The sequence below is a fragment of the Enterobacter sp. 2VL genome, from assembly GCF_005503595.1.
Classification (GTDB): Bacteria; Pseudomonadota; Gammaproteobacteria; order Enterobacterales; family Enterobacteriaceae; genus Enterobacter; species Enterobacter cancerogenus.
The window spans coordinates 491066-514149 of sequence record NZ_SCNE01000004.1 but is presented as its reverse complement, the minus strand read 5'-3'; the positions used below and the strand labels follow the sequence as shown (position 1 = coordinate 514149).

The 23084-nt window shown below is 54.1% G+C and carries 25 protein-coding genes, 1 tRNA gene and 1 pseudogene; 9 read left to right on the top strand and 18 right to left on the bottom strand.

Going from position 1 to position 23084, the window contains the following annotated elements; all coding sequences use genetic code 11:
* Positions 1-274: 274 nt before the first annotated feature.
* From FFS28_RS13255 to aspA, 7 genes and pseudogenes are all read right to left on the bottom strand, one after another.
* Positions 275-1387 (bottom strand): annotated as a pseudogene (locus FFS28_RS13255) (hypothetical protein); the annotation flags it as partial.
* A gap of 319 nt (positions 1388-1706) precedes the next feature.
* Positions 1707-1782: transfer RNA gene (locus FFS28_RS13250), tRNA-Phe, on the bottom strand.
* A gap of 127 nt (positions 1783-1909) precedes the next feature.
* Positions 1910-2485 (bottom strand): transcriptional regulator, encoded by a 576-nt coding sequence (locus tag FFS28_RS13245; protein ID WP_042322470.1) that lies wholly within the window; start codon positions 2483-2485, stop codon positions 1910-1912.
* A 48-nt stretch (positions 2486-2533) separates the two neighbouring features.
* Complete coding sequence (locus FFS28_RS13240) at positions 2534-4231, bottom strand: protein-disulfide reductase DsbD (protein WP_137849758.1); 1698 nt, start codon at positions 4229-4231, stop codon at positions 2534-2536.
* The gene (gene cutA / locus FFS28_RS13235) at positions 4207-4530 is read right to left on the bottom strand and encodes a divalent cation tolerance protein CutA (protein WP_006178929.1); all 324 of its coding nucleotides are present in this window, start codon (positions 4528-4530) and stop codon (positions 4207-4209) included. The genes FFS28_RS13240 and cutA overlap by 25 nt, the downstream gene beginning before the upstream one ends.
* Before the next feature lie 113 nt (positions 4531-4643).
* On the bottom strand, positions 4644-5945 hold the full coding sequence (locus FFS28_RS13230; RefSeq protein ID WP_006178930.1) for an anaerobic C4-dicarboxylate transporter: 1302 nt from the start codon (positions 5943-5945) through the stop codon (positions 4644-4646).
* 117 nt (positions 5946-6062) lie between these two features.
* On the bottom strand, positions 6063-7499 hold the full coding sequence (gene aspA, locus FFS28_RS13225) for an aspartate ammonia-lyase (protein ID WP_006178931.1): 1437 nt from the start codon (positions 7497-7499) through the stop codon (positions 6063-6065).
* Between the two features lie 335 nt (positions 7500-7834).
* Between aspA and FFS28_RS13220 the strand changes: the two genes are divergently transcribed.
* Positions 7835-8299 carry an FxsA family protein gene (locus FFS28_RS13220; protein WP_042322475.1) on the top strand — a complete coding sequence of 155 codons (465 nt, stop codon included), beginning with the start codon at positions 7835-7837 and terminating at the stop codon, positions 8297-8299.
* Positions 8300-8331: 32 nt separating this feature from the next.
* On the opposite strand, the gene yjeH is transcribed toward FFS28_RS13220, so the two are convergent.
* Entirely contained in the window at positions 8332-9573 is a 1242-nt protein-coding gene (gene yjeH, locus FFS28_RS13215) for an L-methionine/branched-chain amino acid transporter (protein ID WP_102891546.1), read from the bottom strand.
* A 177-nt stretch (positions 9574-9750) separates the two neighbouring features.
* Here yjeH and FFS28_RS13210 point away from each other — a divergent pair, with 177 nt between their 5' ends.
* Together FFS28_RS13210 and groL are read left to right on the top strand one after the other, a co-directional pair.
* The gene (locus FFS28_RS13210) at positions 9751-10044 is read left to right on the top strand and encodes a co-chaperone GroES (RefSeq protein WP_003855929.1); all 294 of its coding nucleotides are present in this window, start codon (positions 9751-9753) and stop codon (positions 10042-10044) included.
* A gap of 39 nt (positions 10045-10083) precedes the next feature.
* A complete protein-coding gene (groL, locus tag FFS28_RS13205; protein ID WP_137849757.1) occupies positions 10084-11727 on the top strand; it encodes a chaperonin GroEL in 1644 nt (547 codons plus the stop codon).
* A 63-nt stretch (positions 11728-11790) separates the two neighbouring features.
* Here the strand turns inward: groL and FFS28_RS13200 are convergent, their stop codons facing one another.
* Positions 11791-12252 (bottom strand): YjiG family protein, encoded by a 462-nt coding sequence (locus tag FFS28_RS13200; RefSeq protein ID WP_058609507.1) that lies wholly within the window; start codon positions 12250-12252, stop codon positions 11791-11793.
* A complete protein-coding gene (locus tag FFS28_RS13195) occupies positions 12233-12898 on the bottom strand; it encodes a nucleoside recognition domain-containing protein (protein WP_137849756.1) in 666 nt (221 codons plus the stop codon). The genes FFS28_RS13200 and FFS28_RS13195 overlap by 20 nt, the downstream gene beginning before the upstream one ends.
* Positions 12899-13130: 232 nt before the next feature.
* Between FFS28_RS13195 and FFS28_RS13190 the strand changes: the two genes are divergently transcribed.
* Entirely contained in the window at positions 13131-13484 is a 354-nt protein-coding gene (locus FFS28_RS13190; protein WP_006178937.1) for a DUF4156 domain-containing protein, read from the top strand.
* 34 nt (positions 13485-13518) lie between these two features.
* Here FFS28_RS13190 and epmB read toward each other — a convergent pair whose 3' ends face one another.
* On the bottom strand, positions 13519-14547 hold the full coding sequence (gene epmB, locus FFS28_RS13185) for an EF-P beta-lysylation protein EpmB (protein WP_137849755.1): 1029 nt from the start codon (positions 14545-14547) through the stop codon (positions 13519-13521).
* Between the two features lie 40 nt (positions 14548-14587).
* Here epmB and efp point away from each other — a divergent pair, with 40 nt between their 5' ends.
* The 3 genes from efp (at position 14588) to ecnB (ending at position 15598) form a co-directional block, all read left to right on the top strand.
* Complete coding sequence (gene efp / locus FFS28_RS13180) at positions 14588-15154, top strand: elongation factor P (RefSeq protein WP_006178939.1); 567 nt, start codon at positions 14588-14590, stop codon at positions 15152-15154.
* A gap of 57 nt (positions 15155-15211) precedes the next feature.
* Positions 15212-15343, top strand: a complete 132-nt coding sequence (locus FFS28_RS13175; RefSeq protein ID WP_137849754.1) for an entericidin A/B family lipoprotein — start codon at positions 15212-15214, stop codon at positions 15341-15343.
* Between the two features lie 108 nt (positions 15344-15451).
* Entirely contained in the window at positions 15452-15598 is a 147-nt protein-coding gene (gene ecnB / locus FFS28_RS13170; RefSeq protein WP_006178941.1) for a lipoprotein toxin entericidin B, read from the top strand.
* A 38-nt stretch (positions 15599-15636) separates the two neighbouring features.
* Here the strand turns inward: ecnB and FFS28_RS13165 are convergent, their stop codons facing one another.
* A complete protein-coding gene (locus FFS28_RS13165; protein ID WP_137849753.1) occupies positions 15637-16236 on the bottom strand; it encodes a helix-turn-helix transcriptional regulator in 600 nt (199 codons plus the stop codon).
* Between the two features lie 262 nt (positions 16237-16498).
* Between FFS28_RS13165 and sugE the strand changes: the two genes are divergently transcribed.
* Entirely contained in the window at positions 16499-16816 is a 318-nt protein-coding gene (sugE, locus tag FFS28_RS13160) for a quaternary ammonium compound efflux SMR transporter SugE (protein WP_006178944.1), read from the top strand.
* Here sugE and FFS28_RS13155 read toward each other — a convergent pair.
* Together FFS28_RS13155 and ampC are read right to left on the bottom strand one after the other, a co-directional pair.
* The gene (locus FFS28_RS13155; RefSeq protein ID WP_006178945.1) at positions 16813-17343 is read right to left on the bottom strand and encodes a lipocalin family protein; all 531 of its coding nucleotides are present in this window, start codon (positions 17341-17343) and stop codon (positions 16813-16815) included. The genes sugE and FFS28_RS13155 overlap by 4 nt on opposite strands.
* Before the next feature lie 113 nt (positions 17344-17456).
* Positions 17457-18602, bottom strand: a complete 1146-nt coding sequence (gene ampC / locus FFS28_RS13150; protein ID WP_137849752.1) for a CMY2-MIR-ACT-EC family cephalosporin-hydrolyzing class C beta-lactamase — start codon at positions 18600-18602, stop codon at positions 17457-17459.
* 131 nt (positions 18603-18733) lie between these two features.
* On the opposite strand from ampC, the gene ampR reads away from it, so the two are divergent.
* Positions 18734-19609, top strand: coding sequence for a LysR family transcriptional regulator AmpR (gene ampR / locus FFS28_RS13145; protein ID WP_137849751.1), 876 nt, complete (start codon positions 18734-18736; stop codon positions 19607-19609).
* Positions 19610-19638: 29 nt separating this feature from the next.
* On the opposite strand, the gene frdD is transcribed toward ampR, so the two are convergent.
* Genes frdD through frdA form a run of 4 tightly spaced genes read right to left on the bottom strand, consistent with a single transcriptional unit; the run spans position 19639 to position 22932 of the window.
* Positions 19639-19998 (bottom strand): fumarate reductase subunit FrdD, encoded by a 360-nt coding sequence (gene frdD, locus FFS28_RS13140; RefSeq protein WP_042322484.1) that lies wholly within the window; start codon positions 19996-19998, stop codon positions 19639-19641.
* A gap of 10 nt (positions 19999-20008) precedes the next feature.
* Positions 20009-20404 (bottom strand): fumarate reductase subunit FrdC, encoded by a 396-nt coding sequence (gene frdC, locus FFS28_RS13135; protein WP_042322487.1) that lies wholly within the window; start codon positions 20402-20404, stop codon positions 20009-20011.
* A 10-nt stretch (positions 20405-20414) separates the two neighbouring features.
* Positions 20415-21149, bottom strand: coding sequence for a succinate dehydrogenase/fumarate reductase iron-sulfur subunit (locus tag FFS28_RS13130; protein ID WP_006178954.1), 735 nt, complete (start codon positions 21147-21149; stop codon positions 20415-20417).
* Positions 21142-22932: a fumarate reductase (quinol) flavoprotein subunit gene (gene frdA / locus FFS28_RS13125; protein WP_137849750.1), complete on the bottom strand. Its 1791-nt coding sequence runs from the start codon at positions 22930-22932 to the stop codon at positions 21142-21144. Before frdA ends, FFS28_RS13130 begins: the two co-directional genes overlap by 8 nt.
* Between the last annotated feature and the right edge of the window lie 152 nt (positions 22933-23084).

Genomic DNA, 23084 nt, shown 5'->3' with positions numbered 1-23084 from the left:
AAACGCCGTAGCGCCGATGGTAGTGTGGGGTCTCCCCATGTGAGAGTAGGGAACTGCCAGGCATCAAACAAGAAGAACCCCGTACCGTAAGGTGCGGGGTTTTTTGCTTTTGGTTGGGATGAGGCGAAGCTATAACAGCTGATAAAAACGTTCCAGGATCAGTCCGGTAGCTTATTTAGAAAAGAAAAGCTACCGACTGAAAGTATGAGTGTTTCAACGTTTAAAAGACGGAAAATCAAAAATATTAAGAACTTTTCTTGCAGCTAATAAGGCTTCAGGAAGACTCTTCAAGATAGATGATCTTGTCTGTGTCAAAGCTGCTATGCATTTGAATGATCTCAATATTCATGATGTTTTCATCACAATGCTTATCGCCATTCATAATCACGAACTTAACGTTTTTATCCTTCATACTGAAAAAAGAGGTTCCAAAACATCCCGCAATGTTTTTAGGTAATAACCTCTGAGTATGAAGATACTCTAACGGAATATTATCCGGAAGCACTGTGATATTATTACCCAGGGCTGTGCATAGTTCATGATTTAATTCATGATTGGCTGGATGGCCTTTGTAAATTATGGACGTCTCATTAGGCAGCATCCCTGAAGATTTAAGCTCAGTGATTTTTCTTAACATTGCCTGATGATGCGCAGCTCTCTTTCGAATATCAGGGTAGAAAGTTGTTAGAAAGAGCGTGGCATCTCTATATTTTGCTATTGCTGATAATCGTACACGGAGGTCTTCAGGAATATTTAACAAACGGTCCCATATTCCATTATTTGATAGCAACGAGATATCACCCTCTTTATAGGATAAAGGAATTATGGAAGGTTGCAGTTCATCAAAGAAGTGGTTTTTTACCGTTTTGTTATAAAAAGGCTCGAGTAAATAGTACTTTGTATCAATAAAATAATGCCAAATATAATTATCGGCAATATTCCATTCCCATGAGCCCAACGGTTTATTCATCATTAAAAGGTGCTGGAACACTTCCGACCTTTCACGCATCATTTTTCTCAATAGTTTACCATCAAATCGACCTATCATAACGCGTTGAATAATGGTTCCGGTGCCATCATCATACAGATGAAGTTTAAACTGCTTTAACGGTATCTTCGGCAAAACTCTTTGTAATAATGGTACTAATATATCTGTTTCATGGATAATATTTGTATGAATTTCAATTCTATAGTCCTTTTTATTGGCGATGAATTTAGAAACGCTATCGAGTTTTTGTGATAAATATTCATTAACATTGTAAGAAAATACAGTTCTGCCATTTACCAGTTCAGCGCTATTTAACTTTAATCTCCCAAGAATAAGGACACTGAAGACGTTTTCGTCATCAATGGACTGAACATAATTGTTCAATTGCTGCGTCAAAGGAAGGGATGCTGGCTAAATATAGATTTTTAGGGTTTTCATGCTCATATTTTGTTAAGACTTCGTTTTCGAATACATTAATAAAATATTCTATGCAATTCCTGTGCCAGTTATTGTCTGCGCTATTTGGTCGGCTTTGGGTCGTTGGAACAAAAAAAAGGAAGTCTTTCTTCCGTAAAAGGAAGGTATGTTTCGTATTTAATGAAATGTTAGCAAAGCTATGGGGATCAAAGCAGGTAATGCCTGGTAGATGGAGTGCCAGGGGAGGGAACTGTATTTCCAGAAAGCAAAAACCCAGCCATAGGCTGGGTTCTTTAAATAGTGGTGCCCGGACTCGGAATCGAACCAAGGACACGGGGATTTTCAATCCCCTGCTCTACCGACTGAGCTATCCGGGCAACGGAGCGCATTAAACCGCAATCACGCCTGACCGTCAACATTATTTCGGGAAAAGCCGTTCAACTGCTTAACTTTACGACAATCTGACGGTTTACGCAGCGAAAACGGCAAATTTACCGCTAAAGCTTAGGTCAATGCACCACCCATACGGCACTGTGCGAAGCGCAGAATATCTTCTGCCAGTCGATGTGCTGTTTCCACGTCGGCATGACTACGGTTCACCAGCATACGGCTCAGGCAGCCCTCCAGCACCAGCTCCATCTGTTTAGCCACCATCGCCGGATCGTCCACTTCAAGCGTAGTCAGCAGCTCATGGGTGAAGTCATGCGCCGCACGCTTTTGCTGATCCGCCAGCTGGTGAATCGGATGGCCTGGGTCCGGGTAGAACGTACAGGCGGCGATAAACAGACAGCCCGGATAGCGGTTGTTGCTTACGCATTCGGACAGGGCGGTATAACGCGCCAGCAGTTTCTGTTCTGTCGTCAGCTCTTCATTTAACATCAACTGCCGGCGCCAGACATCAACTTGTTGGCTAAGATAGCGCAGGGCATCGTAAAGCAGCGCTTCTTTATCAGGCCAGAAGCGTGTTAATTCATCCAGAGGGTAATCGATACGGTCGGCGACCATCTCAAGCGTGGTGCTGGCGATCCCTTGAATCTCAAGTAATTGCAGGGCTTGTCCCAGTACGTCTTCGCGTTGCACGGTTTTCTCCTCCGCTGTTCCCACGGTTTGTCCCGTTTAAAGTGTTGTTTACGGTTGGCGATCGTGCAAATGCGCACTGAACGCTGCAGCATCCATAAACCCGGTGACACGCTGTGCTGGTTGTTCTTCGCCCTGTTCATTGAAAAACAGGATCGTAGGCAGACCGAGCACGTTAAGTTTCTTAAGCAAGGCTTTATCCTGCGGGCTGTTTGCCGTGACGTTCGCCTGTAGTAGAACCGTCTCTTTCAGCGCACGTTGCACCTGCGGATCGCTAAAGGTGTATTTTTCAAACTCTTTGCAGGCCACGCACCAGTCGGCATAGAGGTCCAGCATTACGGGTTTCCCCTTTGCCTGAACCAGCGCGCGGTTAAGTTCATCCACGTTTTTAATCTGCGTGAAGCTGAGATGCGCCTGCGATTGCCCCGCAGGCGCACCAAACGCCCAGTCCTGCAGCGGACGAACGCTTATCAGTGCGGCGGCAAGGAGAAGAACTTGTACCAGACGCATCCACGGTTTTTTTGCCCCGAGGCTGACGATAAATGCCCAGGCGAAGAACGCCACGCCGAGCATCGCCCACAGACGCGTGCCCCAAACGTCACCGATGATGCGTTCCAGCAGGAAAACCGGCAGAGCCAGAATCACAAAGCCAAATGCCGTTTTAACCGTCTCCATCCACGGGCCATTTTTAGGCAGCAGGCGGTTGCCAAACACCGTAACCAGGATCAGCGGCAGGCCCATACCCAGCGCGTAGAGATAAAGCGTACCGCCGCCCAGCCACATATTGCCGCTCTGGGCGATGTACAGCAGGATCGCGCTCAGTGGCGCGGTTGTGCACGGAGAGCAAATCAGCCCGGCGATGGCCCCCATCGCGAACACACCGCCTGCTGAGCCGCCCTGCTGACGATTACTCATCAGCGTTAAGCGTGTCTGCAGGGAAGAGGGCAGTTGCAGGGTAAACAGGCCGAACATCGACAGTGCCAGCAGAATAAACACGCCCGACAGGCCGATGAGCACATACGGATGCTGAAGTGCTGCCTGGAACTGTAGCCCGGCTGCGGCCACAACAAGGCCAAGCGCCGTATAGGTCAGCGCCATGCCCTGTACGTAAATAAAGGCCAGTAGCAGCGCACGGGCGGTGGACAGACGTTGCTTACCGCCCAGCACAATGCCTGAAATCAGCGGATACATCGGCAGCACGCACGGGGTAAAGGCGATGCCAATACCAATCAGTAAGGCCCAGAGCGCGGAGAAAGGAAGGTCTGAAGCGCTCTCCCCCTCGTCCTTCACGTTGGAAGGTGGAGGTGAAACGGTGGCGGCAGCGCTTACTTCACTTAGGGGAACCACCTTCGTCTCAGGGGGGTAGCAGAACCCCGCGTCGGCGCAGCCCTGGTAAGTGACCGTCAGCGTGGCACCTGTGTCGGCCTGATTTACCGTAACGGGCACGTTCAGGCGCTGGCGATAGATTTCGCTTTTGCCATAAAACTCATCCTCGTGCCACTCGCCGGCGGGCATCTGTAATGCGCCTACGCTTGCCTGAGCGGGCGTGATGCTGACCTGCTTGCGGTAGAGGTAGTAGCCCTCTTTCACCTGCCAGGTGAGGTTGAGGTCGTGCTGGTTCTGCTGAAAATCAAAAACAAACGCCTGGTCAGCAGGAATAAAGTTTGAACGGCCGGGTGCGTCAAACAACCCGGCAAAGGCTGATGTGCTGCACAGCAGCAGGATCAGCGTAAAGAAGCGTTGAGCCATGAGAGATAATCGTTATCGCCGTGGACGACTGGCAGCGCCAGCAGTTCCGGAGTTTGGTAAGGATGATGAGACTTAAGGCAATCAAGGAGCGCCTGCTGGTTCGCCAGGTTGGTTTTAAGCAGCATCTGGACTTCGTATTCTTGTTCCAGTTTGCCTTCCCAGTAGTAGAGGGACGTGGCACCGGGAAGAAGAGTCACACAGGCGGCCAGTTTCTCGGCCAGCACTTTAGCGGCGAGATCCTGGGCAGAGGCTTCATCTGGGGCGGTACAAAGTACGACAACAGCATCAGGCGTGTTCACAAGTCGACCTCCTCATCACGAAAGGCCTCACTATATCACGCACGGCGGTTGGTCATTAATGAAACGGGCCGCAGAGCGGCCCGATTTTAACTATTTTTACAACGGCTAACGGTTTACAGAACGATACCGCCGATGATAAAGCCGAGGATAACGCACAGGGAAATCGCGACGACGCCCGGGATCAGGAACGCGTGGTTAAACACGTACTTCCCGATACGGGTCGAACCGGTGTCATCCATCTCAACCGCCGCCAGTAGGGTTGGATACGTTGGCAGCACGAACAGCGCAGATACCGCGGCGAAAGAGGCGATCGCGGTCAGTGGCGTTACGCCCAGCATCAGGGCCGCTGGCATCAACGCTTTGGTGGTCGCTGCCTGAGAGTAAAGGAGGGTCGCCGCGAAGAACAGCACCACGGCCAGCAGCCACGGATAGTTATGCAGCAGGTCGCCTGCAACGGTTTGGATATCGCTGATGTGGGCTTTCACGAAGGTATCGCCAAGCCATGCCACGCCAAGCACGCACACGCAGGCGCTCATGCCGGATTTAAAGGTGCTGGCGTTCAGCACTTCGCTGGTGTCGATTTTACAGGTAATGCTAATCAGCGTGGCGATAGTCAGCATAAACACCACAATCGCTTCGTTACGCGGCAGAACCGGGTTCTGAATCAGGCCCACGGTGTCGCTGATGGCGGTGGCGTAGAACATCACGGCAACGATACCAATCAGGAACAGCAGTACGGAGCGTTTTGCGTGCGGCTTCAGTTCGAAGACCTGGCTGCCACGCAGCTTCACTTCACCTTTCGCCAGACGTTCCTGATAAACCGGGTCATCTTTCAGCTCGGCACCCAGGAAGTTGCACAGCACGGCGGTAATCATCACGGCAATCAGCGTGACCGGAATACAGATGGCCAGCAGCGTCAGGTAGCTCACGCCCATCGGCTCCAGAATACCGGCGAAGAAGACCACGGCGGCGGAAATGGGCGATGCGGTGATGGCAATCTGAGACGCCACAACCGCGATAGAGAGCGGGCGAGAAGGGCGGATACCCTGCTCTTTCGCCACTTCGGTGATCACCGGCAGCGTGGAGAAGGCGGTGTGCCCGGTACCGGCGAGAATGGTCATAAACCAGGTCACCAGAGGCGCAAGGAAGGTGATGTATTTGGGATGGCGGCGCAGCATACGCTCCGCCAGGCTGACCAGGTAATCCATCCCGCCAGCCACCTGCATGGCAGCGATAGCGGCGATAACCGCCATGATGATTTCGATGACGTCAAACGGGATTGCGCCGGGTTTGATCTGGAAGATCAGGGTGAGAACGAGCACCCCGAGACCACCGGCAAACCCAATGCCAATGCCTCCGAGTCTTGCTCCCAGATAAATCGCCAACAGGACGATGACGAGTTCTGCTCCAAACATATATGCCTTCCTTGTTTATTAACAAGTTGATATTAAATTGTTGTGTAATTGGTAATGCTTAAAAAGAAAAAAGGCACGTCACAAGTGACGTGCCTTTCGGTAGCTTAGCCTGAACTGTTACTGTTCGCTTTCATCGGTATAACGTTTCGCTTTATAGGCCGGATGCATCAGGTTTTGAGCGGAGAAGATATCGTCCAGCTCGGCTTCGGTCAACAGACCTCTCTCCAGCACCACTTCACGTACGCTCTTACCGGTTTCGGCACAAATTTTGCCGACGATATCCCCGTTGTGGTGACCAATGAACGGGTTCAGGTAGGTGACGATGCCGATGGAGTTGTAAACGTAGCCTTCACACACTTCTTTATTGGCGGTGATGCCGTTAATGCATTTTTCCAGCAGGTTGTAGCAGGCGTTAGTCAGGATGTGAATGGATTCAAACATCGCCTGACCGATAACCGGCTCCATCACATTGAGCTGCAGCTGACCGGCTTCAGAAGCCATGGTAACGGTCGTGTCGTTCCCGATGACTTTAAAGCAAACCTGGTTAACCACTTCTGGCACCACCGGGTTAACTTTGGCTGGCATAATAGAGGAACCCGCCTGCAGCTCTGGCAGGTTGATTTCGTTCAGGCCGGCGCGCGGGCCGGAAGAGAGCAGACGCAGGTCGTTACAGATTTTGGAGAGCTTCACTGCCAGACGTTTCAGGGCACTGTGAACCATCACGTAAGCGCCGCAGTCGGAGGTGGCTTCAATCAGGTCTTCTGCAGGCACAACCGGCAGATTAGAGACTTCGGCCAGCTTCTGTACCGCCAGCTGCTGATAGCCGTCCGGCGTGTTCAGACGCGTACCGATGGCGGTCGCGCCGAGGTTAACTTCCAGCAGCAGCTCAGAGGTGCGCAGCAGGTTTTTGGTCTCTTCATTCAGCAGCACGTTAAACGCGTGGAATTCCTGGCCGAGGGTCATAGGCACCGCGTCCTGCAGCTGGGTACGGCCCATCTTCAGGATATCCTGGAATTCAACCGCTTTGCGCTGGAAGCCTTCGCCGAGCTGGTTAATCGCGTCGACCAGTTTCACCACGGAGGCATATACCGCAATGCGGAAGCCGGTCGGGTAGGCGTCGTTGGTGGACTGGCATTTATTAACGTGGTCGTTCGGGTTCAGGTACTGGTATTCACCTTTCTGGTGACCCATCAGCTCCAGGCCGATGTTTGCCAGCACCTCGTTGGTATTCATGTTGACGGAGGTACCCGCGCCGCCCTGATAGACGTCAACCGGGAACTGGTCCATGCATTTGCCGTTGTTCAGCACTTCATCGCAGGCGGCGATAATCGCATTTGCGGCGCTTTTCGGAATGGTTTGCAGCTCTTTGTTCGCCAGTGCTGCGGCCTTTTTCACCATCACCATGCCACGCACAAATTCAGGGATGTCGCTGATTTTGCTGTTGCTGATGTAGAAGTTTTCAATCGCTCTCAGAGTGTGAACACCATAGTAGGCATCCGCTGGAACTTCCCTGGTACCCAACAAGTCTTCTTCGATACGAATGTTGTTTAACATGTGAACCTTCTTTTCAAGCTGCCGATGGATTGTACTAAACACACAGTATATATGTGGTTTTGAATATTTTCTGACCGACGATTATTCCCTCAATCAGCCAGATGTTCGAGATCATATGCTGATGATAGCGAATTGCCGTAAGCTGGATCACTTATTATCGTCTCGATCACATGATAATTATTAATCTGTGAAATGAGTCACCGCTTTAATATTTCCAGAAAAAATATCCGTGCAAACCGATTGAATTTTGGCTAACCGTCACCATCTCTTACAGACGCGCTTCGCGAACACATTCAGACAGGGGCCTTACGGCACCTGCCATACAGGAGATGCCAGTGCGCTGGATACCGTTTATTGCTTTCTTTCTCTACGTTTACATTGAGATTTCGATTTTCATTCAGGTTGCTCATGTGTTGGGCGTCCTGCTGACGCTGATTCTGGTGATCTTCACCTCCGTTATCGGCATGTCGCTGGTGCGCAACCAGGGCTTCAAGAACTTCCTGTTAATGCAGCAGAAGATGGCCGCAGGCGAAAGCCCAGCCGCCGAGATGATCAAAAGTGTGTCGCTGATTATTGCAGGCCTGCTGCTGATCCTGCCGGGGTTCTTTACCGATTTCCTCGGCCTGTTGCTGCTGTTACCGCCGGTTCAAAAGCACCTGACCATGAAACTGCTGCCGCATCTGCGATTCAACCGCGTGCCAGGCGGTGGTTTCAGCACCGGCCCTGGCGACACGTTCGACGGGGAGTATCAGCGTAAGGACGACCAGCGCGACCGTTTAGACCATAAAGACGATCGATAAATTTTCTTCTGTGGCGCTTCGCTAACTGGCAACTAGCGGAGCGCACCGCGCGTCGGCAAAAACGCCCACAGTCCCGCCAGCATGACAATGGCGTACAGGCTTTTCCAGCCCACCATCGCCAGCAGCAGCAGACACAGCACACCCCCGACGATCGCCAGCGCTTTATAACGCCCCTTCAGCAAACGGCAGCCTGCCAGCATGCACAGCAGATAAATCATGATGAAGATGCCGTTGGCGTAGACGATTAACGCATCAAGATTGATGTCCAGGCCGTAAATGCACAGCGTGCTCACCACACAGCAGCCCAGCACGGCATTAAGCGCATTCAATGGCAGCTGACGTTTGGACAAGCGCGCAAGGCGGCTTTCGGGTTTGTACAACGCCTGCGACCATACCAGGCGCGCAAAGCTCTGGATGTAGATGTTAAGGCTGGCAAAGCAGGCCAGATAGCCAATCACGCACGCTACCCACAGCGCTTTCACACCAAACAGCTGCACCACGATCCCCGGCAGCGACGCTGCGGCAGCTTTATCTGCGCCAAACGCATTAAAATGCAGCACAAGAACGGTGCAGGCCCAATACACCGTGCCCGCCAGTAGCAGGCCGATCATCAGCGCGCGCGGGAAGTCGCGTTCGGGCTGTTTAAATTCTGACGCCAGATGAGCAAAGGCCTCCAGCCCGACAAAACACCAGAACATCACGGAAAGCGCGGCGAACAGTTGGGAATGATCGACATCCTTCACCGCCGGGAACGGAATGTCCGCGACGTTGATATCGCCCGCCCACCAGATGGCGGCAATGAGTGCGACGATCAGCACCGCGACCAGCGTTTGCAGGTTAGCGCTGGAACTCGCCCCGCGTGACCCAACCCACCAGACAATCGCCAGCGTACCCAGCTCGGCCAGCAGGAGCTGCTCGTGATGCCAGCCAAAAAGCGCCTGCCCAAAGCCAGCCGCAATATGCAGCGCGGCAGGCAGGCCGACCGGGATCACCGAAAGAAACAGCCAGCCCGTCACGCGCTCCAGACGTGGACCGAATGCCATCCCGACAAAGTGCGCCACCCCGCCTGCGCTGGGGAAGTGCCGCCCGAGGATCGCAAAAACAATCGCCACCGGGAAAACCAGCACAATCAGCGCCGGCCAGGCCCACAGGCTGTTATTTCCCGCGACCAGCGCCGCCAGCGCAGGGACCGCAAAAACGCCCGTGCCGAGCAAAGAGGTGGAGAGCAACCCTATCCCCTGCGCCAGCCCCAGCTCCTGTTTCAGTCCACTCATTTACATCGTCCTGCCGCCATTAAAAGAGAGGCGATGGTAACACTTTCGCAAATTTTTTTTCGATTCCCCCTTGAAGGGGTAAAAAGCTATCCCCATCTCTCAGTGCACTAGCCGGAAACCGCGTGCGGACCGGCGTCATCCATAACTGATAATGACTTTCTCAAAGGAGAGCTATCAATGAGTATTCGTCCGTTACATGATCGTGTGATCGTCAAACGTAAAGAAGTTGAAACTAAGTCTGCAGGCGGCATCGTTCTGACCGGTTCTGCAGCAGCCAAATCAACGCGTGGCGAAATCATCGCTGTCGGTAAGGGCCGCATCCTGGAAAACGGAACTGTGCAGCCTCTGGACGTTAAAGTTGGTGACATCGTCATTTTCAACGATGGCTACGGCGTGAAATCCGAGAAGATCGACAATGAAGAAGTGTTGATCATGTCCGAGAGCGATATTCTGGCAATTGTTGAAGCGTAATCTACGCACGAAACTGTACGAATTTGAGGAAAAAAGAACATGGCAGCTAAAGACGTAAAATTCGGTAACGACGCTCGTGTGAAAATGCTGCGCGGCGTAAACGTGCTGGCAGATGCAGTTAAAGTCACTCTTGGCCCGAAAGGCCGCAACGTAGTGCTGGATAAATCCTTCGGCGCTCCAACCATCACCAAAGATGGTGTTTCTGTTGCACGTGAAATCGAACTGGAAGACAAATTCGAAAACATGGGCGCGCAGATGGTGAAAGAAGTTGCCTCTAAAGCGAACGACGCTGCAGGCGACGGTACCACCACCGCGACCGTGCTGGCTCAGGCTATCATCACTGAAGGCCTGAAAGCCGTTGCGGCGGGCATGAACCCAATGGATCTGAAACGTGGTATCGACAAAGCTGTCGCCTCCGCCGTTGAAGAACTGAAAGCGCTGTCCGTACCGTGCTCTGACTCTAAAGCGATTGCTCAGGTTGGTACTATCTCCGCTAACTCCGACGAAACCGTAGGTAAGCTGATCGCAGAAGCGATGGACAAAGTCGGCAAAGAAGGCGTGATCACCGTTGAAGACGGTACCGGCCTGGAAGACGAACTGGACGTAGTTGAAGGTATGCAGTTCGACCGCGGTTACCTGTCTCCATACTTCATCAACAAGCCGGAAACCGGTGCAGTTGAGCTGGAAAGCCCGTTCATCCTGCTGGCTGACAAAAAAATCTCCAACATCCGCGAAATGCTGCCAGTGCTGGAAGCCGTTGCGAAAGCAGGCAAGCCGCTGGTTATCATCGCTGAAGACGTTGAAGGCGAAGCGCTGGCAACCCTGGTGGTTAACACCATGCGTGGCATCGTGAAAGTGGCTGCGGTTAAAGCACCTGGCTTCGGCGATCGTCGTAAAGCGATGCTGCAGGATATCGCAACCCTGACCGGCGGTACCGTCATCTCCGAAGAGATCGGTATGGAGCTGGAAAAAGCCACTCTGGAAGACCTGGGCCAGGCGAAACGCGTTGTCATCAACAAAGACACCACCACCATCATCGATGGCGTGGGTGAAGAAGGCGCAATCCAGGGCCGTGTGGCTCAGATCCGTAAGCAGATCGAAGAAGCGACCTCTGATTACGACCGTGAAAAACTGCAGGAGCGCGTAGCGAAACTGGCAGGCGGTGTTGCGGTAATCAAAGTCGGTGCTGCGACCGAAGTTGAAATGAAAGAGAAGAAAGCGCGCGTTGACGATGCCCTGCACGCAACCCGTGCTGCGGTAGAAGAAGGCGTCGTTGCTGGTGGTGGTGTCGCGCTGGTGCGTGTTGCCGCTAAACTGGCTAACCTGACTGCTCAGAACGAAGATCAGAACGTGGGTATCAAAGTTGCGCTGCGCGCGATGGAAGCACCTCTGCGTCAGATCGTGTCCAACGCCGGTGAAGAGCCGTCTGTTGTGACTAACAACGTGAAAGCAGGCGAAGGTAACTACGGTTACAACGCAGCAACTGAAGAATACGGCAACATGATCGACTTCGGTATTCTGGACCCAACAAAAGTGACCCGTTCTGCTCTGCAGTACGCGGCATCTGTTGCTGGCCTAATGATCACCACCGAGTGCATGGTGACCGACCTGCCTAAAGGCGACGCACCTGACTTAGGTGCTGCTGGTATGGGCGGCATGGGTGGAATGGGCGGCATGATGTAATCATGCAGTTCTGCCCTTTGCAGAAATAAAGAAGCCCCCGACAGCAATGTCGGGGGCTTTTTTTTAGACAAGCAGTTGCATCACCCACAGAGAGACCAGCGCGTTAATCACGCAGATGGTGATAATGTGCGGATAGTATTTTGGGTCAACGCCTGCGGTACCCAGGCAGCGCCCCGTGTTTTGCACCGGATTGCCCATCAGGTAAATTGCCGGGAGAAGAACGGTGGCATCGTGTCCATTCAGCGTTCCTGCGGCCACCAGGCTGGCGCAGACACCCACGCCACCGCCCATACTCATCACCGAAGCCAGCAGCACCGTCGCCGCTGCGCCCGGCAGCCCCCAGAGCGCCATGACGGGTTCACATACCTTACCCACTATATCCAGCAGGCCCGTTACCTTGAGCGCCTGAATGATAACGAAGGCCATGACCACATTGGGTAGCAGGCTGGTGGTGGCAATGGTAAAGCCGCGGCGGGCACCCTCGATAAACAGATCCATGATGTTTTTACGCGGCTGGGCGATCATTGGCTTCCTCCTGACTATGTCGGCCTTCGATGCGGGCAATCCACAGGCGAAGAAGATTCGCGCCAACAAATTTAAACACCAGAATTACGGCCAGCGGCGTAATCACCGGGACGGTGATAAAGGTAAAGAGCGCAGCGCCTGAAGAGAAATAGTTCGTTATGATGGCGCTTCCGCTGGTCTGGAAGGTGGCGAAAATGGCGCGTTCCTGCCCGGTAATCGTCCCTTCGTCAGCGAGTTCTTTGGTCATCCCTGCGGCAGCATCGGTATTTTGCAGGTTGGCGATCAGCGCCAGCGAGCATACGCCGGGTACCCCGAGCAGCGGGCGCAACACCGGCGTCATCAGCTGCTGCGCGGCGCGCAGCCCGCCTAATCCTTCGGTCACGGCGATAATGCCGAGCGATAAAATGACCGAGGGTGCCAGCTCAAGGGCAAACAAGAACCCGTCTTTCGCCCCCGTACCGCCCTCGCCGCGAAACGTCAGCGCGCCGTTCACCGCGCCAAAGCTGCCGTTAATGACGGTAAAATCCAGCACGCGCCACCATTCGGTGCTTTTGGCGAAGAAACCTGAAAAAAATACAATGGTAAGCACAAACGCCAGATAGCCCACCCATGTCACTTTTTCCTCTCCTGAGGATGATCTACTCATGAAGCCCCCTTTTTTTATGCCGTACAAAAGTTGTACGTGGCACCACTAAAAACGATTAAGGGCTAAAACACGATACCTCAAAGGTTAATATCGGAATTCATTTAGGATAGAAAAGGCATGCGAGGCGGAATCGGACTCGCAGAAATGCTCAGTGTTTTTCTTTTGGTCATCTTTTAGGTATAAGATTTACACACGGACAACTGAGTCCAGCTTTTTGAAAACGAGGAATAACATGCGCGTACAAGTCTGTGCAGGGATCGTAGGTGCAGCATTGCTGCTGGCGGGTTGTAGCTCCAGCAATGAGCTGTCGGCGGCTGGTCAAAGCGTTCGCTTTGTGGAAGATAAGCCGGGTAGCGAATGCCAGCTGTTAGGCACAGCCTCCGGTAAACAAAGCAACTGGCTTTCCGGGCAACACGGTGAAGAAGGCGGCTCTATGCGCGGCGCGGCAAATGCCCTGCGTAACCAGGCAGCAGCAATGGGAGGCAACGTGATTTACGGCGTGAGCAGCCCAACGCAGAGTATGCTGTCCAGCTTCGTCCCAACGGCCAGCCAGATGAACGGCCAGGTCTATAAGTGCCCGAACTGATTGCCTTTTCCCTCTCCCGTCGGGAGAGGGAAAACTAGCTCTGACGCAGCTGCAAATCCAGCGGCGTCTTGCTTGGCTCACCGCCAATCTCGCGCGCCAGTTTCGGCACCATATAGCCAGAGACCAGCGTTAGCAGTTCGCGCACGATCTGCCGCGCCTCTTCATCCGTCACCATGAAATGTGCCGCACCCTGAACGCGATCCAGCACATGCAGGTAATAGGGCATCACGCCTGCATCAAACAGCGCATTGCTCAGATCGGCCAGCACGCGGGCATTATCATTGACGCCGCGCAGCAGCACGCTCTGGTTCAGCAGCGTCACGCCAGCCTGACGCAGGCGAATCATCGCCGCCCGAAATTCATCGTCAATTTCGTTGGCGTGGTTGATATGGTTGACCAGCAAAACCTGTAAACGAGACTGCGCAAGGCGCGAAACCAGCCCGTCGGTGATCCGCGCCGGGATCACGATCGGCAGACGGCTATGAATGCGCAGACGCTTAATATGCGGGATGGCTTCAAGCTGGGTCAGCAGCCAGTCCAGCTCGTGATCTTTTGCCATCAGCGGGTCGCCACCGGAAAAAATGATCTCATCCAGTTCCGGGTGGGCGGCGATATAGTCCAGCGCGACCTGCCAGTTACGCTTGTTTCCCTGATTATCAGCGTAGGGGAAGTGACGGCGGAAACAATAACGGCAATTTACCGCGCAGCCGCCCTTCACCAGCAGCAGAGCGCGATTAAGGTATTTATGCAGCAAACCCGGCACGACGCTGTTCTGCTCTTCCAGCGGGTCGGTGCTGTAACCCGGCGTAGTGACAAACTCATCCTGAGAAGTAAGTGTTTGTTTTAGCAACGGATCGTCAGGGTTACCTTTCTCCATGCGGGCGACAAACGCGCGGGGCACGCGCAGTGCAAACAGGCGCTTTGCCTCACGGCCTGCGAGCAATGTTTGATGCCCTTCGAGGTCTAAGAGACGCAGCAATTCATCAGGACTGGTGATTACATCGGCAAGTTGCGATAACCAATCTTCTCTGGACGGGGTGTTTAGGGTTACAATATGCGCCATTTTGTGGCTTAGCTACCAGTTAACAAATTTAGAGGGCCTTATGGCAACGTACTATAGCAACGATTTTCGTGCTGGTCTTAAAATCATGATGGACGGCGAACCGTATGCGGTTGAAGCCAGCGAATTCGTTAAACCAGGTAAAGGCCAGGCATTCGCGCGCGTTAAGCTGCGCCGTCTGCTGACCGGTACCCGTGTAGAAAAAACCTTCAAGTCTACTGACTCCGCTGAAGGCGCAGATGTTGTCGATATGAACCTGACTTACCTGTACAACGACGGTGAGTTCTGGCATTTCATGAACAACACGACTTTCGAACAGCTGTCTGCTGACGAGAAAGCCGTAGGTGACAGCGCTAAATGGCTGCTGGACCAGGCCGAGTGCATCGTGACCCTGTGGAACGGCCAGCCTATCGCTGTGACCCCACCTAACTTCGTTGAGCTGGAAATCGTTGAAACCGATCCAGGTCTGAAGGGCGACACCGCAGGTACTGGCGGTAAGCCAGCTAAACTGTCCACCGGTGCCGTGGTTAAAGTTCCGCTGTTCGTACAGACTGGCGAAGTGATCAAAGTGGATACCCGCTCCGGCGAATACGTATCTCGCGTGAAGTAATTCATGTAGATGATGAAAGGCGCAGCGCCCGCTGCGCCTGATTTTCAGGCACGGATGATGAAACGTATCGTAAAAATTCTGCTTCTGTTAGCGCTTTCCAGCGCGCTCCTTTCCGGATGCAACACCGCGCGCGGCATGGGCGAAGATATTCAGGATCTCGGCCATATCATTTCCCACGCAGCCAGCTAATCCCGTCTAATTTTCCTAAAAATTGTTCCTTTTCCGTCAATCGCCAGGATCTTGTCTATCCTTAAGTTGCTATACACAAAATAACTTTGGCTATAAAAGGAAGATATTATGGTTAAGAAAACAATTGCAGCGATCTTTTCTGTTCTGGTGCTGTCTTCGGTACTGACCGCATGTAATACCACCCGTGGTGTAGGGGAAGATATCTCTGACGGTGGTAGTGCCATTTCTGGTGCAGCGACTAAAGCTCAGAACTGATGAGACAGGACGGTACGGCGTGTCGTCTCCCCGTACCGTCAATTTTCACTTTCCTGCAGCGATAAAAACGGTGAAAAGCGCGTATCCATATGTAATTTCATGCGAATATTGCGTTTATACGTATAAACCGTCTTTCCGTTAATACTCAGGTGGCTGGCAATATTTTGGTTGCTTGCACCATTCATCCACAGCGTCAGCACTTTTTCTTCCTGCCGGGTTAACAGCGGGGCCGCCGCCTGCGGGATCGCCACGCGCGTACACATCGTCAGCGCGTCGTTAATCACCGTTGCCAGCTGTTCGAGATCGGTTTTTTTGTGCAGTGACGACCATACCGGGAACTGCGCCACATAATCGGCCATCGCTTTCTCCTCGCCCGACTGCAATAAAATAAAAGGCAGCGTTTCGCTGGCTATCAGCAAGGAAGAGAGCTGCTGAAAATGGTGAATGTCCTGTCTGAAACCGTGTAAGTCAGCGATAACTAACGTCGGTTTCCACTGCAGGATGTGCTCTCGGGCAAGAAACAGATTATTCAGGCCGGTCACAACGAAGTCACCCGGAAACAGGCCTGAGTGATTGAGCCAGTCTTCAATCCCGGCGCGGGTGAAGTGACAACGGTCAATCAAAAGAATTTTGAACATATTGTATTCGCAGTCGGCTAGTGGTTTGGCTTCCTGCCATCAGAAAGCACACCATAATAGAGAAGTCGGATGAGTGATAAATGCCTGAACTGCACGGCATACTGAGGCTATTTCTTGCCTTAACGCGTTCAGCAAAAAAGGATTGAAAAAAAATTGCACGCTAACCAAAATAGGGCGTGTAACCTCTGCCTTGCGGGACGACCCGTAAGCGCCTCTTTCACCGGGGACGGCCCCAACTTTCACTGAAGTTAAGGAGCCTGAGATGTCCTGGATTATTCTCTTTATTGCCGGTCTGCTCGAAGTGGTATGGGCCATTGGCCTGAAATATACCCATGGTTTCACCCGCCTGACCCCAAGCGTCATTACCGTCACCGCGATGATTGTGAGCATTGTCCTGCTGTCATGGGCGATGCGTTCTCTGCCCGTGGGTACAGCCTATGCCGTCTGGACGGGCATTGGTGCCGTCGGTGCGGCGATAACCGGGATCTTACTGCTGGGAGAATCAGCGAGCCTGGCGCGCATCGCCAGCCTCGCGTTGATTGTTGCCGGGATCATAGGGCTGAAGCTCAGCACGCATTAATGCGGCTGCTCTACCCAGATTAATTTCGTTACATCAAACCCTTGCCGGGTCGCAACGTCGAGCATCTGCTGTTTCATTTCGGGTGAAAGGGTTGGCGTGCGGGAGAGTATCCACAGATAGCTGCGATCCGGCCCGCAAATCAGCGCATGGCGATACTCTCTGTCGAGCGCGATCACGTTGTATCCGCCGTAGAACGGGCCAATAAACGAGATCTTCATGGCGGCTCTGTGCGGATCGCCGGTAAAGTAGGCTTTACCCACAGACTGCTGCCACATCTCACGATCCGGATTATATCCCCGGTTAACGACCTGAATACCGCCGTCATCCATTGAGCTGTAATGTGCCGTGACTTTTTCTAATCCGCGTTCAAAGCGATGATCGAGGCGGGCGATTTCATACCAGGTGCCAAGGAAGCGTTGTGCGTCGAAATTGCTGACGACAGTCACGCCAGGAGGAGGGGTAGGGGAGCTGCAGGCAACGACTAAAAACGCGGCTGTCACTGCGGCGATAACAGGCAGAATGCGCATAGGTGTTTCCTTACTGGTTTTTTGTTAAGTGTAGATGACAGCAAGGAAAATGCGGGTTTTGTGCGTTGATGTTGGCGGAGGCCGGGTGGACGAAGCCGCCACCCGGCAACGTGTTACTGCAGTGCGTTAAGGATCTGGTAAGCCGCTTCTACCCGGGCAGGGTTCGGATAGCTCTTGTTCGCCAGCATTACGATCCCCAGTTGCTTCTCGGGAATGAAGGCCACGTAGCTGCCGAACCCGCCGGTTGAGCCCGTTTTATGGACCCACGAGGCCTTAACCGGTGGTGCCGGAGGGTTTACTTCTCGCGCGGGTAACGCTGCCAGCGCGATCTTATTATCACTGCCATCGATAATCGTTTTGCCATCGACCGGCCAGTTCAGCATCTCCCAGCCCAGCCCCTGATACATCGACCCAACACGCCAGTAGCGTGACTGTGCCAGGGCAATACCCTGTTTAAGTGATGTAGCCTGAACGCGCTCCGGTGCCATGTTTACCATCACCCAGCTCGCCATGTCTTCGGCGTTGCTTTTTACGCCATAGGCTTCGCCGTCCAGCATACCCGGTGAAACGCGGACCGCTTTCCCGTCGCTATAGCCCCAGGCGTAATGCTGCTCTTCGGATTTCGGAACCTGGATCCAGGTATGATCGAGCTTCAGCGGCTTCAGGACGCGCGTGGTCATGGCCTGCTCAAAGCCCATTCCAGAGGGCTTGACCGCCAGCGCCCCAAAGAGGCCGATGCTGGAATTGGCATACAGGCGCGTGGTGCCCGGTTTCCACTGCGGCTGCCACGTTTGATAGAAGTTCAGCAGTGCGGCCGGGTCGGTAACGTTATCCGGAACCTGTAACGGCAGGCCACCGGCGGTGTAGGTGGCGAGATCCAGCAGGCGAATGCCCTGCCACTGCTTGCCGGTCAGTTCAGGCCAGTACCTCGTCACCGGATCGTTAAGCGAAATTTCGCCGCGGGCAATGGCATCGCCGCCCAGCACGCCGGTGAAAGTTTTACTGACAGAGCCCAGCTCAAATAAGGTCTGCGGCGTGACGGGTGTGTTTGCAGCAACATCGGCTTTGCCGAAGGTGAAGTAGTGCGGCTGGCCCTGATAGATCACCGCCACCGCCATGCCCGGAATGGACTGTGCTTTCATCAGAGGCGTCACGGTGCGCTTCACCACCTTTGCCAGCTCTTTTTCTGACAGGGAGGACGCGAGGGCTGAGCATGAAACGCCGAGAAGCAGGGCGCAGCAAACGAGTTTTTTCTTCATCAGTTATCTTCCGTAATAGCGTGTAAGGGAGTGTCCGGGCCCATAAGACGAGCGTAGTCTGTGGGATTTGACAGCCGCTGACAAACGGTTAAATTTAGCATGAGCTGTAAATTTTTCTAACGGACGAGCCTATGACGCGCAGCTACATTCCGCTTAATTCACTTCGTGCTTTTGAAGCTGCCGCCCGGCATCTGAGCTTTACGCATGCCGCTATCGAGCTGAACGTTACCCACTCTGCGATCAGCCAGCACGTCAAGGCGCTGGAGCAGCACCTGAACTGCCAGCTCTTTATCCGCGTTTCGCGGGGTTTGATGCTGACCACGGAAGGGGAAAATTTGCTGCCGGTGCTGAACGATTCATTTGATCGTATCGCCGGTATGTTAGATCGCTTTGCAAATCACCGGGCGCAGGAGAAGCTGAAAATCGGCGTCGTGGGGACGTTTGCGACCGGCATGTTATTTTCGCAGCTTGATGATTTCCGCCGCCGCTGCCCGCATATCGATCTTCAGCTGTCTACACACAACAACCGCGTCGATCCGGCGGCTGAAGGGCTGGATTACACGATCCGCTACGGCGGCGGAGCGTGGCACGGCACCGAGGCAACGTTTCTGTGCCATGCCCCGCTGGCCCCGCTCTGTACGCCAGACATTGCCGCCAGACTGCGCACCCCGGCCGACATACTGAAATTTACTCTGCTGCGTTCGTATCGACGGGATGAATGGACGGCGTGGATGGCGGCGGTGGGCGAGCATCCACCTTCACCGACGCACCGGGTCATGGTCTTTGATTCGTCCGTCACTATGCTGGAGGCCGCCCAGGCCGGCGTGGGGATCGCTATCGCACCTGTCGATATGTTTAGCCATTTACTCGCCCGCGAGCGTATCGTGCAGCCGTTTGCGACGCAGATCGGTCTGGGCAGTTACTGGCTGACGCGGCTGCAGTCGCGTGTGGAAACGCCCGCCATGCGCGAATTCGCCCAGTGGCTGGTGGAGAAGATGCCGCACTAGAAGGCCCGCCGGGTGGCGGGCCAGAACGATCACAGGGTGACGACGGCGATCAGGGTGACCACGGTCAGGATGGTGGCCAGGCCGTAGAAGACCCATTTCCCGTTTGGAACGTGGATTTTCAGGTCGTGCATCGCGTGGTGAATGCGGTGCAAGCCGAGCCACAGGGGCAGGACGATCATCAGGAAGATAAACACGCGGCCAATAAAGCTGCTGGCAAACGCGAGGACGCGTTCATAACCCAGCGCATCGCCCGGGAACAGCCCGAGCGGCAGCATAATGCCGACCAGCAGGACAATCACCGGTGCGATGATGGCGCTCCACATGCCGCCTGCACCAAACAACCCCCAGAAAACCGGCTCGTCAGAACGTTTTGGATTTGGATTGATCACGGTAGTCTCCTTACCAGAACAGTGCGACAAACAGAATGACCACAGTAACCACTGCCGTCACCGCCCACAGCCCTTTAATCACAGGCTCTGGTCCCATTTTCTCGCCTTTAACGATGATGTTCGCCGCCTTGGGTGCCAGTTCAAACCAGGTTTTGGTATGCAGCAACGCCGCAGCGAGCACGATCAGGTTCAGCACCACGATGATCGGGTTTTGCAGGAAACCCACAAAACTCGCCCAGGATTCGGGGCCGTGCTTAAGGGCAAAAATGCCGTAGATAAGCTCCAGACTGAACCACACCGCGGGAACTGCCGTCCCTTCACGCAGCATATAGAAGCGATAAAACGGCAGTTTTTTCCACCAGGTGGACGGCATCGGCCGCACATAGGCTTTGCGTTTAGTCGTCATCATGCACTCCTTAGCGTGGTTTTAGGGTTGCAATAAGAAAGTCTTTCGAGCTTTCTACTTTCCCCTGCTGAATAGCGGCAGCCGGGTCGACGTGCTTTGGACAGACTTCGGAGCAGTAGCCCACAAAGGTGCAGGTCCAGACGCCGTTCTGGCTGTTAAGCTGCGCCATACGTTCTTTTTTGCCGTGGTCGCGGCTGTCCTCGTTATAGCGGTGCGCCAGGGTAATGGCGGCCGGGCCGATGAACTCCGGGTTCAGGCCAAACTGGGGGCACGCGGCATAGCACAGGCCGCAGTTGATGCAGCCGGAGAACTGATGGTATTTCGCCATCTGCGCCGGGGTTTGCGTATTCGGGCCTTGATCCGGCGTGCGCGGGTTGCCAATGATGTACGGCTTAATGGCCTCCAGACTTTCGATAAAGTGGGTCATATCGACCACCAGATCGCGTTCGATCGGGAAATTGCCCAGCGCTTCAACCTTGATGCCTTTGGTGTAGTCGCGCAGGAAGGTCTTACAGGCCAGCTTCGGCACCTTGTTGACCATCATGCCGCAGGAGCCGCAGATCGCCATACGGCACGACCAGCGATAGCTCAGATCCGGCGCCAGGTTGTCTTTGATATACCCGAGCGCATCCAGCAGGGAGGTTTGCTCGTCATAGGGCACTTCATAGAAAGCGCTGTGCGGCGCGGTGTCCACTTCCGGGTTGTAGCGCACCACTTCAACTTTCATTTTTTGCATCTCAGCCATTCGCCTTCTCCTTCTTCTCGGCGGCTTCTGCTTCTGCACCGTACACGCGTTTCGCCGGTGGCAGCGTGGTGATCTTCACGTCGCTATAGTCTAGACGAGTGGTGCCATCCGCGTCGCGCCAGGCGAGAGTGTGTTTCAGGAAATTGACGTCATCACGTTCCGTACAACCTTCATCCAGACGCTGGTGGGCACCGCGTGACTCTTTACGCGCCAGCGCCGAGTGCGCCATACATTCCGCGACGTTCAGACCGTGGCCCAGCTCGATGGTATAGAGCAGGTCGGTATTGAAAACGCTGGAGGTGTCGGTGATGCGTACATGCTTAAAGCGTTCCTGCAGCTCCGCCAGTTTATCGACGGTTTTCTGCATCAGCTCTGGCGTACGGTAGATGCCGCAGCCTTCTTCCATCGACAGGCCCATTTCGTCGCGGATCTTCGACCAGTTTTCGTTGCCTTCCTGATTCACCAGGTCTTTGAGCCGTTTTTCAACGTCGGCAACCTGCGCATCCAGCGCCGCACCGTTGGCTTCACCTGCCGTGGCGGCACGCTCCATCGCGCGCTCGCCCGCCATGCGACCAAAGACCACCAGCTCGGCCAGCGAGTTGGACCCCAGGCGGTTTGCGCCGTGCAGGCCCACGGAGGAGCACTCGCCGACGGCGAACAGGCCTTTAATGCGGGTTTCACACTGCTGGTCGGTTTCGATCCCGCCCATGGTGTAGTGCGCGGTTGGACGCACCGGAATGGGCTCTTTCACCGGATCGACGCCAACGTACGCTTTCGCCAGCTCGCAGATGAACGGCAAGCGCTCAAGCAGTTTCTTCTCGCCGAGATGACGCAAATCGAGGTGAACCACATCGCCGCGCGGCGTGGAGATGGTGTTGCCTTTGCGCCATTCGTGCCAGAAAGCCTGAGACACTTTGTCGCGTGGACCCAGCTCCATGTATTTGTTCTTCGGCTCGCCGAGCGGTGTTTCTGGCCCCATACCGTAATCCTGCAGGTAGCGGTAGCCGTTTTTGTTAACCAGAATACCGCCTTCACCGCGGCAGCCTTCCGTCATCAGTATGCCGGAGCCTGGCAGACCGGTTGGGTGATACTGGACAAACTCCATATCGCGCAGCGGCACGCCGTGGCGGAGCGCCATGCCCATGCCGTCGCCGGTGACGATACCGCCGTTGGTGTTGTAGCGATAAACGCGCCCCGCACCGCCCGTTGCCATCACCACCGCTTTCGCGCGGATCTGCACAAGGGTGCCTTCCATCATGTTCATCGCCACCAGACCGCGCGCTTCGCCCTCATCCACCAGGATGTCGAGGACGAAGTGCTCGTCAAAGCGCTGAATTTGTGGGAACTGAAGGGAGGTCTGGAACAGGGTGTGGAGCATGTGGAAGCCGGTTTTGTCGGCGGCGAACCAGGTTCGTTCTATCTTCATGCCGCCAAAGCGACGAACGTTGACGCTGCCGTCCGGACGGCGACTCCACGGGCAACCCCATTGCTCAAGCTGGGTCATCTCCGTGGGGCAGTGATGCACGAAATAGTCAACGACATCCTGTTCGCAAAGCCAGTCGCCCCCTGCAACCGTGTCGTGGAAATGGTATTCGAAGCTGTCATGATCCTGCGCAACGGCGGCGGACCCTCCTTCAGCGGCAACGGTGTGGCTGCGCATCGGATAGACTTTTGAAATCAGAGCGATTTTAGCGTTTGGATTAGCTTGTGCCGCAGCAATTGCTGCGCGTAATCCAGCCCCGCCAGCGCCTATTACGGCAAGATCGGCTTGAAAAGTTTGCACGACATTCCTCCAGATTTTTGTTTTCCCGCAATGCGTGAGTTAAAGGCAGTTCACCTGTCCAAACGGACGATTGCGAAAGCGATTCCACTGCTCCTTTATGGGTAAAACAGTATAACCGGATGGATATGAGGGAAATTTGACGTGTTCGATTT